Genomic DNA, 16,012 nt, shown 5'->3' on the forward strand with positions numbered 1-16,012 from the left:
CCTGTAGATCGTCATGAATTGAATCGGCTCCGGGATAGTTTTGTTGGATTTGAGCATAGTTAAAGATGACAACTCCTCTGCAACAGCTTCAGTCACGATTTCGGATCGCCTTGGTTGATGTTTTAGGGGATCAGGTGGCCTTACCGGATGTTGTCGTTGGCCCCGCAAGTCAACCTCAGTTTGGGGATTATCAATCCAATGTTTGTTTGGTCTTGGGCAAGGCTGTTAAACAAAATCCGCGGGCCCTGGCCCAATCGCTGATCGAAAAACTAGACCTTGCAGATATTTGTGAGCCACCGGAAATTGCCGGGCCAGGATTTATTAATTTGCGTCTGCTGCCGAGCTATCTAGCCAGAGAAATCACCCCGAAATTAGGGGATCAGCGGTTAGGTGTTGCGCCAGTTATCTCTCCGTTAAAAGTGGTAGTGGATTTTTCTAGCCCAAATATTGCCAAAGAAATGCACGTTGGCCATCTGCGCTCCACCATTATTGGGGATGCCATTGCCCGGATTCTCGAATTCCAGGGGCATGATGTTTTGCGGCTGAACCATGTGGGGGATTGGGGCACACAGTTTGGGATGTTGATTACCCATTTACGCACCGCCTATCCTGATGCCTTAACCACTCCTGATGCATTGGACTTGGGTGATTTAGTCTCTTTTTATAAACAGGCCAAGCAACGCTTTGATCTAGAACCCGCTTTTCAAATCGCCGCCCGGGAAGAAGTGGTCAAGTTACAACAAGGAGATACCACCAGTCGCCAGGCCTGGGAGTTACTCTGTCAGCAATCCCGCCGGGAGTTTCAGAAAATCTATGATCTTTTGGATATTCGCCTGACGGAGCGGGGCGAGTCCTTCTATAACCCGCTTTTGGCCAGTGTCGTGGCTGACCTGAAAACCCAAGGCCTGCTGGTAGAAGATCAAGGGGCCCAATGTGTATTTCTGGAAGGCTTCACCAATAAGGAGGGCGATCCCCAACCCCTGATTATTCAAAAGTCTGATGGGGGCTTTAACTATGCGACAACGGATTTAGCGGCGATTCGTTACCGTGTCACTCAAGACCAGGCCCAGTGGTTGATTTATGTCACTGATGCTGGCCAGTCCACCCATTTTGCCCAAGTATTTCAAGTGGCGCGGCGGGCTGGGTGGCTACCACCAACGGTCAAGGTTGAACATATTCCCTTTGGCCTGGTCCTAGGGGCCGAGGGAAAACGCCTAAAAACTCGTTCCGGGGATACGATTCGCCTCCAGGAACTCTTAGATGAAGCCATTGAGCGGGCCAAAACGGATTTGCGCTCTCGGCTGGACATTGAAGGTCGCCAGGAATCTCCAGACTTTATTGAAGAGGTGGCCCAGGTGATTGGCCTGGGGGCTGTGAAGTATGCCGACCTCAGCCAAAACCGGAACAGCAATTATGTCTTCAGCTTTGACAAAATGCTCTCGCTCCAAGGCAACACGGCCCCTTATCTCATCTATGCCTATGTCCGTATCCAAGGCATTATCCGTAAAGGAGAGATTAATTTCGCGACACTGGCCCCCCATCTAGAACTTTGTCTAGGCGATGACACCGAGTTAGCCTTAGCCAAGCATTTGTTGCAATTTGCCGATATTTTGAGTCTGGTCACCCAGGAACTCCTGCCCAATCGCCTCTGTCAATATCTGTTTGAATTGAGTCAAAAATTTAACCAGTTCTATGATCGGTGTCCTGTCCTAAATTCCCCTGAACCAGAGCGCACCTCCCGTCTTGCCCTCTGTCAACTGACGGCCCAAACCTTAAAACTGGGACTAGGTTTACTGGAACTAAAAATTATCGACCGGATGTAAATCAGGTATGGCCATCGAGAGTCGCAGGGCCGAGTAACAGAATCTTGACTTACGGTGGTCGCGGTGATTTGATGCAAAATAAAAATTTAGAATGGGAAGTCCTAGGCTATACTTTTGGAAGCTAAATTCTCCCCCATGATTGGGGGGTGAGGATTTGGTGATTTTGCTGCCGTAGATTGAATGGTTAGGTTATGTTTCTTCCTGTTGTTTTGGCCCAGACCACGCCCAACTTACCTCCTCAGCAAATTCCTGGCCTGGAGCGTCAGCAGTTCCCGGCCCCACGCCTTTCTGTCACCCCTACCCCTACCCGCTCAACAGCCACTAGCCCTAGCCCTGTCGCTCAGTTTGTTCAGCCTAATCCCGCCCCACTGCCGACAACCCTGACCTCTAACTCGATCAATCGCCCTGACTCTCCCATTGTCGTCCCTCCAGTTGTCGCCCCCTTACCGGCCCCTTCAGTCCCAGTCCCGGCCGTTCCCTCAATTCCCAATGGGATTGCCTTTATTCCCCAACAGGTACGGCCGTTGCCCGGACAACTTGATGATGTGCCGGTGTTTAACAGTAACAGCCCAGAAATGGTTCGTAGTGAAGGAATACTGCTGTCAACATTTCCGAATCAAGGCAAAACAGATCCCCGGGCCCACTTAAACTATCCCTTGCAAGGGCGATTCGATGTCTTTGCCCACCATGTCACCCAATCCAATTCAGCGGCCTATGTCCCGTCCCTATACCTGGGCCTGCTAGCCACTAATCCCACCAGTCAAACCATTACGGTTCGCTATCTCCAGGCTGCCAGCTTTTTAAGCACTCCTGATGCGCCCTTCCGCTCGCTGCCAGCCATTGCTGATAACCCGATTGGTTATGTCTTCTCGGGGCCAGGCAGTCGGGCCACAAATCAAATTCTCCGGGGAGTGCGCCAAACCTTCTGGCCAACCCAAGTTATCATCCCGCCGGGGGAAAGCCGGATGCTCACCAATTTGATTTTGCCCTTACCTAAGAGCAACCCCCGGGCAGCAGCATGGCGAGCGCAACAGGAGTTTAGAGTCAACGATCAAGGTTATGTAGATCCCAAAACCCCGTTAATTGCAGATACAAGTCCCTTTGGCTCCGTTTCATCCTCCAACGGCCGCACCACGTTGATGTATCTGGACAGTGACGGCCCCCTTTATTTAGCCCATATGGCGATGTATGCCCGCACCAACCCCGATGGGAGTGAGCGCGCCCCCACCCTAGAAGAGTGGCAAGGGATGCTCTACCACGGTCGGCTTGTGAGTCCGCGGGATATTACCCCCACGCCTCCGACTCAAACCTATGGGGCTCGCTTTTTCTACGGCCGAGTTGCGGGGGTCAGTCGAGGGTCTCAATGGTTAGCAAAACTGACGGACGATGGGCGCAACTATCTACAAATTCCCAACCCCGGCCAGGCCATCTCTTATGGAATTAGTACCCTCCAGCGGGGCACCTTGGGAACTGGACAAATCCAAAGTGCGCCAATGTTAGTGCGGTATCCCGATACAGCCTACTACTCCCACGGTAACTATGGAGTCCATTACAGCGTTACCATTCCTCTCCACAACCCGACTCAGCAAACTCGATCTGTGAACTTGACCCTGCAAACCCCCCTCAAGGATGACTTTAATCCTAATGGTCTCCAGTTCATGAATCCACCAGCCCCACAGGTCTTTTTCCGGGGCACCGTGCGGGTGGTCTATCTGGATGATCTCGGTCAAGAGCAGGTGCGGTTTGTCCATTTAGTTCAACGGCGGGGACAGTTAGGTGATTCCTTGGCGGTCTTAAACTTACGGCCTGGGGAAACTCGGATGGCCCAGGTTGATTTTCTCTATCCGCCGGATGCGACCCCGCCCCAGGTCTTAACGGTTAATACACTCCCCAATGTCAATTATGAGAATACCGTCAAGGCGCCGTCCCGAGACCCTCTCACATCCCTAGCTCCTTCTCCCCAATAATTGTTTAGTAATGGAACCCCGCAGAATTTTCATTGGTGATGTCCACGGACACTATTTGGGTCTCACCAACCTTCTAGCGTTCATTGCTCCAGAGCCGGCGGATGAAATCTATTTCTTAGGAGACTTAGTTGATCGCGGCCCCAATAGTTCGGCGGTGGTGGAATTAGTGAAAAGTCGGGGCTATGCCTGCTTATTGGGCAACCATGAAGACATGATGCTAGCAGCCCTGTCCCATGATAGTGATCCGAGTAGCCTGCTGGCCTGGTCATCCTGTGGTGGGGAAGAAACTCTGAGTAGCTATCGCAGTAATGCCCAATTGGAGTCACACCTGGCCTGGATGGCAGAACTCCCCCTCTACCTAGATCTCGGGGATGTTTGGCTCGTGCATGCTGGTGTGGATCCCCATCTTCCCCTGGATGTGCAAGGTCATTACCAATTTTGCTGGGTACGGCGGGAGTTTCATGCCAGTCAAGAGCCTTATTTTCCAGAAAAAGTAATTGTTGTGGGTCATACGATTACCTTTACGCTCCCAGGTATTGCCCCAGGTCAGGTGGCTGCTGGTGCTGGCTGGATTGATATTGATACCGGAGCCTATCATCGTCGGAGTGGTTGGTTAACGGCCCTAGATTGGACTGAACAACAGATTTATCAATGTCATGTCTTTAGTGGCGAAACCCGTTGCCTACCCTTGCGAGAGATTATTGCCCCGATTGATATGGATGCCCTTGGCAGCCGCCGCTAGTTTTTTGTGACTAACGGATTCATCCTCTATGTAGAAATTTTGCCAATCCTAGACTAAACCAAAAGTCTTTAACTATACTCATGAAATAATTAAGAAATAACAATTTAATTAAAACCGACCAAAGGTTAATTTGTCTTAATGTTCAATGATTTAATAGCTGATTTTGCACAACTGATCGCCCTCCATACCGATGACTTAATCTGTGTGCATGAACCTGATGGCAGCTATCTTTATCTAACCCCTTCCTGTCAGGATTTGTTAGGCTATGACCCCGCGGAGTTAGTGGGTAGTACCCCCTACTTTCTCTTTCATCCCGATGATGTTGAGGCAATTCGCTCCGGCCCCCATGCTTTGGCGTTGCAGGGCGTTACAAATGTTCATATTACCTACCGGATGCGGAAAAAATCTGGGGGATACATTTGGCTAGAAACCTTAACTCGGCCAATTCTGGATGAAGCCGGGAATGTTCTCCTGATTGTCACTACATCTCGAGATATTACCCAACGCCGCTTGGTAGAAAAACAACTCAGTACAAATGAACAATTATTAGAAACGTTTTTTAGCCAATCATTAGATGCCTGTTTTATTAAGCTATTACCCAGGCCCCTGAATTGGCAGGATGAACCAAATCGTGAAGCAGCGATTGAATATGCCCTGTTTAACCTGAGAATTACAAAAGTTAATGATGCTACCTGTACCATGTATCGGGCTGGCCGGGAACGACTGTTGGGACTCTGCTTTGGAGATATGTTCCGAAAAGATTTAGATCAGGGGCGGCAATTATTAAAAGCTTTGTTTCATCTTGGACGATTTCAAACAGAACTGCATTTACAACGCTTAGATAACACTTGGATGTGGGTAGATTGTAACTTTGTTTGTCTTTATGATGAACGGGGCTGGATTCGAGGCTGTTTTGATGTCAAAAAAGATATTACGGAGCGCAAGGAAACCCGCATTAAATTAGAGGAAGCCTATGCGGCCGTGACTAATGTTTTAGAAAGCACGACGGATGGCTTCTTCAGCGTTGATCAAGATTGGTCAATTACTTATGTTAATCACAACTTTGAACAGACACTGAAGACAAAACGTCAAAACATACTCGGAAAGAATTTTTGGGAACTATTTCCCGATGCCCGAGGAACCTTATTCGAGTCGGAATACAGTAGGGCCTTCAGAGAGAACCTACCCGTCCAGTTTGAAGAATTTTACCCCGGAACCCAACATTGGTACGCCGTTAGAGCTTATCCCACAGAGCAAGGGCTTTCCATCTATTTTCAGAATGTCACCGAGCAGAAGTTAGCCGAACTGCAACTTGCGGAAACCAATAATCGCCTGACTACGGTTTTAGAGAGTACGACCGATGGGTTTTTTAATCTTAACTCGGACTGGCTAATTACCTACTGCAACTCCAAATTTGAAGAGACGGTTGGCTTAGGGAAAGAGCAACTGATTGGTCATAACCTGTGGGAACTTTTTAGTGATGCGGTTGGAACCCCCTTTGAATTGAAATTTAAGCAAGCTTTGGTCGAACAGGTTCCGATTGAGGTGGAAGAGTTTTATCCAGGGCTGGGGCGGTGGTTTTATGTCAAGGCCTATCCGGTTGATTCTGGGTTAGCCGTTTATTTTCAAGATGTTACCAATCGCCGCATTGCCGAAGCAAAATTAGCCGAGGTCAATCAGGAATTAAGCTCTGTTTTAGAGAGTACAACGGATGCCTTTATTTCTGTTGATCAGCAGGGAATGCTCACCTATATCAATCGTAACTTTGAGCGCAGAACAGGCCTAACGCGGGCGCAATTGCTGGGTCATACCCCTTGGGAGGTATTTCCAGACCTGGAGCATACGGCTTTTTTCCAGGCCATTGAGCAAGCCCAGGGTAACCATCAGCCCCAAAAAGTGGAATATTTTTGCCCCTATACCCAAACCTGGTTTTTGGCCAATATTTACCCAACTCCAGGGGGCTTCTCGATTTACTTACAGGATGTCACGGCCCAGAAAAAACGGGAAGCCGAACGTCAACGCCAAAGTGACCTAACTGAATTACTGTTACGTTTGAGTATTCAGGTACGCGAGTCCTTAGAAGTGCCCAAAATTCTCCAAACAACCGTGGATGAGGTGCGCCAATTCCTGGATGTGAATCGGGTCATTGTCTATCAGTTCCTCCCCGATTGGTCTGGGAAAATTGTCGCTGAGGCGGTCGATAATCCTGATTATGCCTTGCTCAACCAAATCATTTACGATCCCTGTTTTGGGGCCTCCCAGGTCGGGCCTTATCGCTTGGGACGGATTTCCCAGGTCATGAACATCCACGACTCGGATATGAATCCCTGTTATGTGGAGTTTTTAGCCCAATTTCAAGTCCAGGCCAACCTTGTTGTACCGATTATTTATCAAGATCAGTTATTGGGTCTCTTGATTGCTCAGCACTGTCAACAGCCGCGGGCCTGGCAGGAGGATGAAGTCAACCTATTAAAGCAATTGGCTACCCAAGTGGGGATTGCTGTCAGTCGCGCCAAATTAGTAACGGCCTTAAAAGAACAGGAAGCGCGCTATCGGGCCATTGTTGAGGATCAAACCGAACTCATTTATCGCTGTAGCTCGGATGGGATTTTAACCTTTGCTAATGCTGCGTTTTGTCGCTATCTCCACCTCATCGAACCTGGGGAAATCAAAGCTGATCAGTGTTATTTTGACCAGGCCGTGCGCCATCCTTTTAATGAAGTGGAAACAGCTCGATTTGCCCAACAACTGGCGGCTCTAACTCCAGCCCATCCCGTGAGTTCGATTGAATGTGCTGTGGATTTACCCAGTGGCGACCAGGCCTGGTATGAGTGGACAATGCGCGCCCTCTATGACAGCGCGAATCAATTACGTGAATATCAGTGCCTTGGCCGTGAAATTACTCGCCGCAAAAAAGTTGAGTTTCAACTCATCCATGATGCTCTCTATGATTCCCTCACTGGCCTGCCCAATCGAGTCTTGTTGTTAGAGCGTCTCAACCAGGCCTGGAACCGTTACCGCCGCCATCCCGATTGCCCCTTTGTGTTGCTGTTTATTGATGTGGATCGGTTTAAGCGGATTAACGATAGTTTGGGACACCAGGCCGGCGATCAAATCCTCATGACCTTAGCTGAACGTTTACAAGTCGTCCTCAGGGCCACAGACACCCTCGCCCGTCTCAGTGGGGATGAATTTGTCCTCTTGGCTGAAGACATTAATCCTGGGATAGACTTAGACCATTTGATTGGGCGACTCCAGCAAACAGCGGAACAACCCATCACAATCTATGACAATCTGATCAAACTCACCTTGAGTATTGGCGTGGCCTGGAGTTCAGAAGCCTACAGTCAACCTGATGAGTTACTCCGGGATGCCGATATTGCCATGTACCAGGCCAAGCGGCGGGGGCGACATCAATGTTTGACCTTTACTCCAGAAATGCACCTGGAAGCTCGCTTTACTCTGAGCTTAGAAAGTGAACTCCGCAGTGCTATTCTCACAGCCCAGACCCGTGATCCGCTCCTTTTGACGGAGAGTGAACTTGCCAAAGAGCTAACTGCCACACCTCTGCAAATTTACTATCAACCCATTGTTGACCTGAGTAGTCGTCATGTCATTGGCCTGGAAGCCCTCTGTCGTTGGTTTCATCCGCGGCGGGGGGTCATTTCCCCAAGTGAATTTATTCCCTTAGCCGAAGAGACGGGCCTCATCTTACCCCTCGGACAATGGGTCTTAAAAACCGCCGTAGCCCATTTCAGTCAGTGGTATCAAACCTTGGGGCCGGGAAATATCCCAAAACTGAGCGTCAATTTAGCCCCACAACAATTTCTCCAAAGCAATCTTGTCAATGATGTGGCTGACATTCTCGAAACCTATGATCTGCCCCCCAAATATCTCCATTTAGAAATTACTGAAACCGCCATGATGACCAGCCTAGACGTGGTTGTTCGGGTTGCTCGGCAACTGCAAGACTTAGGCGTGTTTTTGAATATTGATGATTTCGGGACAGGTTACTCCTCCCTTAGTCGGCTTCATCAGTTGCCCATTCAAGCCTTGAAAATTGATCGCTCCTTTGTGTTGCGCTTAGACCCAGATATTTATCCCCTCTGGGATTTTGAAGCCCCCATCCCCTCCCAGGCCAGTGGTGACATTATCCAAGCCATGCTGAGTTTAGGTCAGAGCTTAGAAATGGATGTCATTGCCGAGTTGCCCGCAAAAGGGGCATTGACGGTGTACCAGTTCAGGAGGACGGCCTGTTGTTGAGTATTGGCCCGGGCCTGTTGTAAAACCTTTTCATTTTCAATAATGGTGGCTTGTTGGGCCCGAATGTCCGCATCTGTAGATTGGAGGGTGGCCTGGGCGGTGCGATAGGCCAAGATGAAGGATTGGGCTTGCTCCTTAGAAACAGCCCCCTGCTCAAAAAGAGCCGTGTAGCGCTCGGCCTGGAGACGATTAAATTCTAGGGTAGCCAAGTCAGATCGACGTTGAGCTTCTAAGGCGCGCAATTCAGAACGAGAGGTTTCAACGGTGGCCTGGGCTGCTTGGAGGGCCGCAAACTGACTGGCAACGGCGGCTGATTGTTCCGAGGGATCGATTTGAATCAGCGGTGCACCTTGGGGTACATTCATCCCCGAACGAACCAAAATCTGGGCAATCCGTCCAGAGACTTGCGGGCTGAGGTTGATGGCTCGGCGAGATTGGAGTTGGGTGTTATAGGTTCCAGTATCAACTAACATCCCCGCTTGGACGGTAGCAACTTTGACTGTAGGAGGAGGGGGAGCCCCAGCTTGTTCACTCGCGCAACTTCCCAGGCCTGTTAGTAAAGTACCACCCACCACTAGCGAGGCGAACCAATGACGTTGTAACATCCGTAACCCCTAATCCATCTCCTACACCATGATTCCCAGGCCTGGATGAGGACAAATACCGGAAATCTGCCTGTCTAGACAAACTGATTCCTAGTCAACCCCAGATGGGATGCCCTGATTTTAGCTTGCAGTTAGGATGTTGTAACCTATTTTGTCTGATGAAATGCGAAAAACTGAGCTGAGAGTTGCGGTCAATCATGGGGGGAATCGGCCTCTATCTCGGCTTGAAGTCGGGCTAACTCCTCTGGGGTCAAGGACTCCAGCCGTTTTTCCAGGACAGCATCTTCGTAGTCTTTAAGCTGTTGGTTATAGGTCATTTGCTTGGTAAAAACCCGAAAAAAATAGGTTGATAACCAGGCCAATAAGCCGATGACAAAGATGGCCTGACTCCAAACTCCGGCGGTCTGGGCATCCAAACCAAACAGTTGCAAAACTCCATAGATGACTGCCCCCATAATTACAGCAGCCAGACCTAGGGCAATGGCATCAATTCGCCGCACTCTAAGACTCCAACGTCCGCGGTTGGGGGCGAATGTTCAAAAAGGGCGCTAAAACAATCATGCCGGGAAAAAAGAACATCACCAAAAAGTACATGAACCCCCGCTCAAAAGAGCTAGCCACATACCACCGTTTTTGGAGATAGAGGTAGGTCAAAAAAGGCAGGACTAAGAGATAAGCCCCGGCCAGGCCCCCGTAGGTTGCGACCACTGCCAAATCTATTGTGCTCATTGATATGTTCCCCGGTCAGTGCATATGTGGCATTAGAAATATAGACATCTTAAGAGATTGCTGGCCTGGGTTCAATCTTAGTCGTGGTAATGGAGCCGATGAGGATTTTTAATCAGGTTGTTCCAAAATTTAATTATTCTATCCCCATAGCTCCCTGGCCTGCGGTATGATAAGGCTTACTTAAGGGGGCGTGGCGGAATGGTAGACGCTGCGGACTTAAGAAATTTGAGCCTTAGTGGGGAAACTTGCTAAGTGAATGCTCTCAAATTCAGGGAAACCTAAGTCTGATGCATATTTTAGGCATTTGAGATAGGGCAATCCTGAGCCAAGCCGTTTTTCATCACGGGAGCGGAAGGTGCAGAGACTCGACGGGAGCTACCCAACCATGATTCGTCAAAGGGGGTAAAGAGAGAGTCCAATTCTCAACACTTGCGGGTGGCTGTGAAAGCAGCAGGAGAATGAAAATCCGTTGACCTTATAAGTCGTGAGGGTTCAAGTCCCTCCGCCCCCATAAATCAATAATCTGAGACAGTCTGAGAATGTCTGCAAATCCTTGTGCATTAACAAATTATTTGACATCCTTAACAAACTTAGTGCCGTCATAACAACAGTCTGTCATTATCTCCTTGGCGCCAAGGGAGTCCATCAACTGGGTATACTGACCAAAGCAAAGCCTCCACCTGGCCTTAAACCCGGCCGTAGGTTGAGAGGGGTTCTTTGATCCAGCGCACGTATAAATGCTTAAAGGTAGATTTCAAAACCCGAGGCGCGCCAAAATCAATCGGAACTAGTTGGGCCGGAAATTGCCAATCATCAATTTGCAAGTCTTGGGGCTTGAGGAGGGGAAATTCCACTTGCGCTAAATCCACGGCCAGGCCCAGTTCTGCGGTGGCCTTGAGGGTGGGGACTTGGTTAAAGTCGGCCTGGAGAATGGTGGCAATGGCTTGGTCAAGAGCAAAAACATTGGTAGAAGCTCCTAAAAGATTGAGGGGACGGGGTTCGCCACCACTGGGGCCGTTCCCTTCATGGCCAATAATCCCATCCATAATCGTTAAATCCGGCTGAATCGCCCTGGCAGTTTCCACTAACATCCGTCCAAACCGATCTCGGTCTTTGCCCGCTTCCATGTGCCACCAGGCCTTCATTTTTCCCGGTACACAACCAAACAGGTTTTTCACTCCCATTGTCAGAGTCAGTTGAACATGGGATTTAACTTTGGGCAGGTTAATGATTACATCGGCGGCCATCGCTTCCTTAGAAAGGCGGAGGTGATTAAATTCTTGGCTAATAGTTTCGTATCGCTCCCCATGAAATTCAATCACGGGCAACTGTAGGTCTTGAATCACCGGTAAATAGCCGTTGGCCCGCGCTACTCCTAAAGCTGTCCCAAAGGCGGGGCCATCTCCTAAAAACGGCTCACCACCCACAGCCCGGATCATCCGCGTTAAACAATAGACAATTTCAGGACGGGTAACACATTCTTTCGTGGGTCTGGCTCCAGTTAAGAGGTTAGGCTTCAAAAGAACCCGATCCCCTGGTTTGACGATTGCGGCCAGGCCACCTAAGGGGGCTAATAATTCTGTTAACTTGGCTGCTAACTCCTGATAGTCATAATTTGTTTGTTGGAGTAGACTAATCACGGTCATTGCCACATCCCCGATTTTGACTGACTTTACTGTACCGACTCCTGCCAATTTTTCCCAGCCTGGATTCCCTATGAATTGAATTGATTGGCTAGGTGGAAAGCAATGAATTTTGACACGATTCAGAGCCAGAAAAATTAGAGAATAGGGTATTGCTTCTCCCACCTAAGGAGCCGATACCGTGACCCTGGCCCCCGCCCAACCCAAAATTATTGTTCTTGATGACGACCCGACTGGCTCCCAAACCGTTCACAGTTGCCTGTTATTAACTCGCTGGGATCCTGAGACCTTGCGCCTGGGACTGGAAGATGCTGCGCCAATTTTCTTTATTTTGACCAATACCCGCGCCCTACCCCCTGACCAGGCCCAAACTATTACCACCGAAGTCTGCCAAACTCTGAAAATAGCCTTAGTCGAAACTGGAATTAGCGATTTTCTCGTGGTTAGTCGGTCGGACTCTACTCTGCGGGGCCACTACCCGATTGAAACCGATGCCATTGCGGCAATCCTTGGCCCCTTTGATGCTCATTTTCTAGTGCCAGCCTTTTTTGAAGGGGGCCGCTTCACACAAGACAGTATCCATTACCTGATCATCAATGGCGTTCCCACCCCAGTTCATGAAACAGAATTTGCCCAAGACTCAGTGTTTGCCTATCACCATAGCTATTTACCCGATTATGTAGCGGAAAAAACTCAGGGTAGAATCCCAGCAGATCAGGTGGCACGGTTTTTAGAAGCTGATATTCAACAGGGTGTCCAGGCCCAACTCCAAGCCCTCCATGGCAATCAATGTGTGGTGGTAGATGCGGTTAACCAGGCCCAGATGAATCAATTTGCCCAAGATAGTTTGGCTGTTGCGGCCACGGGTAAACGCTTTCTCTTTCGCAGTGCGGCAAGTTTACTCACAGGCCTGGCCCAGCTCCCTCCTCAACCAATTCCCGCTGCTGAGATGGGGCAACTACGGCGTAACAACCGGCCTGGGGCGATTATTGTCGGTTCCCATGTCCGCAAAACAACTGAACAGTTAATGGCACTGTTGAAAGAACCGGGCCTGGTTGGCATCGAACTGGATATTGCTCCCCTGGCCAGCAATCAAGCCGCCGCCCCAACCCTATTAGAAACGACCCTGACTAAAATTTATGAGGCCTTTCAAGCTCATCTGACTCCAGTTATTTACACGAGCCGTCAAGAATTGAGCTTTCCAGATACCGCGACTCGCCTCGCCTTTGGCCTGGTTGTTTCCCAACTCTTGATGGATATTGTCCAGGCCTTACCAACAGACATTAGCTTCCTGATTAGCAAAGGGGGAATTACCTCCAATGATGTCTTAAGCAAGGGTCTGAACCTGCCCACGGCTCGCCTCCTCGGACAAATTTTGCCAGGTTGTTCTGTGATACAAACCCCCGCTGATCATCCCAAATTCCCCAAGCTCCCCGTGGTCTTATTCCCTGGCAATGTCGGCGATCAACAGGCACTAGCAACTATTTATCAGCGATTTTCTACAGCAACACCTTCTCTTGCTTAACAAGATCCAGAAGTCGTCAAACTGTAGGCAACTCACCAACCGCCATTGAGGAGTAAGTTAGGTCTTTGACTGCTCAAAAGTTAGAATCACTGGGTAAGACATTGCTTGAGTTGCAAGATATTTCAGAGTTCCAGGCCTGGCTAACAACCTTCAATAACTAACAACTATGGTAGCAACGTTAATGTTTCTTCAATAACGATGGTCAAAGGATACTGAACAGGGCCTGGGGGATAGCCAGTCAATAAAAAAGAGAGAGTCATATTGTTAACCCTCTCTTCTTGGAAATTATCAGTGCTCGATCAGCCCAAATTATTTCCGTTTCGGCACCTTGTTCATGTAATCAATTTCAAAGGAAGACAGCCGCTGGGCATAGCGGGGTGTAGGCGCAATTGCGTTCGCCATACTCCGGAATTTACGGGGATCTCCTTCCCGAAGTTGGCGCATTTCGTACTTGCGGCTATAGAATTGCTCAAGGGCAAACCGCCAATCGGTCGTTGTTGTGCCCACTTTATCCCGATATTCATAACCGTAGCGAGGCATCACCAAATTAAACGGCCGACCTTCCATCCGTTTCCGTTGATAAGGAACGGTATAGTCCCCAAAAGCCGCCGTATATTCCTCAGAATCAATCAACACATCCACAAAGCCATGAAACCCCAGAGTACCAATCTTGATAGACCAAGCAATCTTCTCGGCTTCGTTGTAGGCTGCCCGGCCCAAAAAGCGCTTCAGGCAAATATCCACCAAGCGATAGTTATCATTGACGGCCACGACGGTGTTGTAGAACCGCTCAGATTTAGCTAGCCCCCGGATAAAGTCCCGCACTGAAATCGCCCGATTGCTCACCTGAGACTCCAGGGTGACTTGGCGATTAAACTTGAGAGTTGCATGCTCACTAAACACTTGCCGGTAGGCAGCCCAAATAACCTGTTGCATTTCCCCAGGTGAGCCAGCGTCCTCAATCCGATAAATGTAAGGGGTATCCTCATCTAAATCAGCAGGGCCAAAACTGGCAACCCGATGATTTTGGGTGGTCGGTTTATAAGCCAATAGCGGTAAACTCATGCAGATCTCCCAAATAAAAGCAGAAATTTATAGCGGTCAAGGTCAACGTAACGGAAACGATGCGGTCGAGTTAATCGAGGCTAGGGCATTCCCAGAACCATCCCGACTCATATCTGGAATTTTAATATTGTCCGTCTTGACAGAATTATAGCGGAGCGGCGCAACTTGGACGGTGCGAGCCATAGCCAAAAAGTTTTTGATATCGCCCCATTTATACCGCTCCTCTTCCAGCTTATTGCGCCAATAGTTGGCATACCGAGGCGTGACTAAATTAAAGGGCCGATCCTGATAGCGGCGGCGTTGATAAGGAACCGTGTTGTCACCAAAGTTTTGGGTATATTCGTCACTGTCCACCAGCGCATCGACAAAACCATCCCAGCCTTCGGTGGCAATCCGAATTGACCAGGCCAGTTCCTCATCCTTGTTATAAGGTGACCGCCCTAAAATCCGTTTTAGACCCACTTCCACCAAACGGTAATTAGAATTAGTTTCTACCACGAGACGGCGAAACACTTCAGACTTGGCCAGGCCCCGGATAAAGTCGCGGACAGAGATGGCCCGGTTACGCAATTGTGACTCTAGGTTTCCCTGGCGATAGCTTTGCAACAAAACGTGCTCACTAAACACCTGTCGATAGGCGGCCCAAATCAATTCATCGAGATCACTAGCCTCGGGAGCATCCACCAAGGAATAAAGCCGGGGCGTATCTTCATTAGCTACTTCAAAACCAGGCACCCGCTGATTCTGAGAACTGGGGCTATAGGCAAGTAAAGGAATAGACATGATTACACCTGGGGGTTACGAGGGAGATAACGGTAAGGCAACGCAGTAGGAGAGGGTTTAATGGCGACCCGATCCGTCCGGCCAGAGACCGTGGAATCGGGAACTGTTACCAAACTGGAGGTGGCCCGAGCCACATGGCGTTGAGTATCTTGGGTTGGGGTGAGAACACTGCGAGCCATGGAGAGAAAGTTACCGGGAATGGCCTGGCGAATGACCCGCTTGTCGAGGGGGCCAACACTGTAGTCCCGGACACGATAGTAGGACAGACCACTGACTTTCAGTTCTTGATTGCGCCAATAGTCGCCATAGCGGGGATTTACCAGGTTAAAGGGACGGGTCATCCGCCGCCGCCGTTGATAGGGGACAATGTCGTTGCCAAAGTTTTCTTGATATTCGTCACTGTCCACAATCGCATCAATTAAGCCATTGAGACCTTTGGTCGCAGCAATAATTGACCAAGCAATTTGCTCCCCCTGATCATAGGTGGGACGACCGAGAAAGCGTTTGAAACTAATATCCACCAAACGATAGTTAGAATTGGTATCTGCCACCAATTGCCGATAAACCTCGGATTTACCCAGGCCCCGGATAAACTCTTGCACAGAAATGGCCCGGTTCCGCAGTTGGGACTCCAAGAAAGTTTGCCGATAGCTTTCCAGGATTAAATGCTCACTAAAAATCTGCCGATAGGCCGCCCAGATTAAGGCATCCACATCGGTATTGGAGGTGGCATCTGTGAGCCGATAGCGGACTGGATCATCATCCGCAGCCACTTCATAACTGGCAACCCGTTGGTCTTGGGTGCGGGGACGGATGGGGAGGAGGGGCAACGCCATAGGTTTGTTCCTTTGCTGGATAACGATAAAT

Annotated in this window: 13 protein-coding genes; 6 read left to right on the forward strand and 7 right to left on the reverse strand. The window is 49.5% G+C overall.

What is annotated here, in order from left to right; translation table 11 throughout:
* Nucleotides 1-65 precede the first annotated feature (65 nt).
* From argS to SYN6312_RS18370, 4 genes are all read left to right on the forward strand, one after another.
* Nucleotides 66-1,823, forward strand: a complete 1,758-nt coding sequence (gene argS / locus SYN6312_RS11905) for an arginine--tRNA ligase (protein WP_015125134.1) — start codon at nt 66-68, stop codon at nt 1,821-1,823.
* 191 nt (nt 1,824-2,014) lie between these two features.
* Nucleotides 2,015-3,790, forward strand: a complete 1,776-nt coding sequence (locus SYN6312_RS11910) for a DUF3370 domain-containing protein (RefSeq protein ID WP_015125135.1) — start codon at nt 2,015-2,017, stop codon at nt 3,788-3,790.
* Nucleotides 3,791-3,800: 10 nt separating this feature from the next.
* Entirely contained in the window at nt 3,801-4,532 is a 732-nt protein-coding gene (locus tag SYN6312_RS11915) for a metallophosphoesterase (RefSeq protein WP_015125136.1), read from the forward strand.
* A 138-nt stretch (nt 4,533-4,670) separates the two neighbouring features.
* On the forward strand, nt 4,671-8,795 hold the full coding sequence (locus SYN6312_RS18370) for a PAS domain-containing protein (protein ID WP_015125137.1): 4,125 nt from the start codon (nt 4,671-4,673) through the stop codon (nt 8,793-8,795).
* Here SYN6312_RS18370 and SYN6312_RS11925 read toward each other — a convergent pair.
* From SYN6312_RS11925 to SYN6312_RS11940, 4 genes are all read right to left on the reverse strand, one after another.
* Nucleotides 8,708-9,400 (reverse strand): HlyD family secretion protein, encoded by a 693-nt coding sequence (locus tag SYN6312_RS11925; RefSeq protein WP_015125138.1) that lies wholly within the window; start codon nt 9,398-9,400, stop codon nt 8,708-8,710. The genes SYN6312_RS18370 and SYN6312_RS11925 overlap by 88 nt on opposite strands.
* A 191-nt stretch (nt 9,401-9,591) precedes the next feature.
* Nucleotides 9,592-9,900, reverse strand: a complete 309-nt coding sequence (locus SYN6312_RS11930) for a DUF3007 family protein (RefSeq protein ID WP_015125139.1) — start codon at nt 9,898-9,900, stop codon at nt 9,592-9,594.
* A 1-nt stretch (nt 9,901) separates the two neighbouring features.
* Nucleotides 9,902-10,129 carry an NAD(P)H-quinone oxidoreductase subunit L gene (gene ndhL / locus SYN6312_RS11935; RefSeq protein ID WP_015125140.1) on the reverse strand — a complete coding sequence of 76 codons (228 nt, stop codon included), beginning with the start codon at nt 10,127-10,129 and terminating at the stop codon, nt 9,902-9,904.
* 686 nt (nt 10,130-10,815) lie between these two features.
* The gene (locus SYN6312_RS11940) at nt 10,816-11,775 is read right to left on the reverse strand and encodes a DUF362 domain-containing protein (RefSeq protein ID WP_015125141.1); all 960 of its coding nucleotides are present in this window, start codon (nt 11,773-11,775) and stop codon (nt 10,816-10,818) included.
* Nucleotides 11,776-11,953: 178 nt separating this feature from the next.
* Here SYN6312_RS11940 and SYN6312_RS11945 point away from each other — a divergent pair, with 178 nt between their 5' ends.
* Together SYN6312_RS11945 and SYN6312_RS21035 are read left to right on the forward strand one after the other, a co-directional pair.
* A complete protein-coding gene (locus SYN6312_RS11945) occupies nt 11,954-13,297 on the forward strand; it encodes a four-carbon acid sugar kinase family protein (protein ID WP_015125142.1) in 1,344 nt (447 codons plus the stop codon).
* Nucleotides 13,298-13,362: 65 nt separating this feature from the next.
* Nucleotides 13,363-13,458, forward strand: coding sequence for a hypothetical protein (locus SYN6312_RS21035; protein ID WP_071880535.1), 96 nt, complete (start codon nt 13,363-13,365; stop codon nt 13,456-13,458).
* Nucleotides 13,459-13,606: 148 nt separating this feature from the next.
* Here the strand turns inward: SYN6312_RS21035 and SYN6312_RS11950 are convergent, their stop codons facing one another.
* From SYN6312_RS11950 to SYN6312_RS11960, 3 genes are read right to left on the reverse strand one after another with little or no spacing between them, the layout of a single operon-like run.
* The gene (locus SYN6312_RS11950) at nt 13,607-14,362 is read right to left on the reverse strand and encodes a phycobilisome rod-core linker polypeptide (protein ID WP_015125144.1); all 756 of its coding nucleotides are present in this window, start codon (nt 14,360-14,362) and stop codon (nt 13,607-13,609) included.
* Nucleotides 14,363-14,404: 42 nt separating this feature from the next.
* Complete coding sequence (locus SYN6312_RS11955; protein ID WP_015125145.1) at nt 14,405-15,145, reverse strand: phycobilisome rod-core linker polypeptide; 741 nt, start codon at nt 15,143-15,145, stop codon at nt 14,405-14,407.
* A gap of 2 nt (nt 15,146-15,147) precedes the next feature.
* Nucleotides 15,148-15,981, reverse strand: coding sequence for a phycobilisome rod-core linker polypeptide (locus tag SYN6312_RS11960; RefSeq protein WP_015125146.1), 834 nt, complete (start codon nt 15,979-15,981; stop codon nt 15,148-15,150).
* Between the last annotated feature and the right edge of the window lie 31 nt (nt 15,982-16,012).

The sequence above is a fragment of the Synechococcus sp. PCC 6312 genome (assembly GCF_000316685.1).
GTDB lineage: Bacteria > Cyanobacteriota > Cyanobacteriia > Thermosynechococcales > Thermosynechococcaceae > Pseudocalidococcus.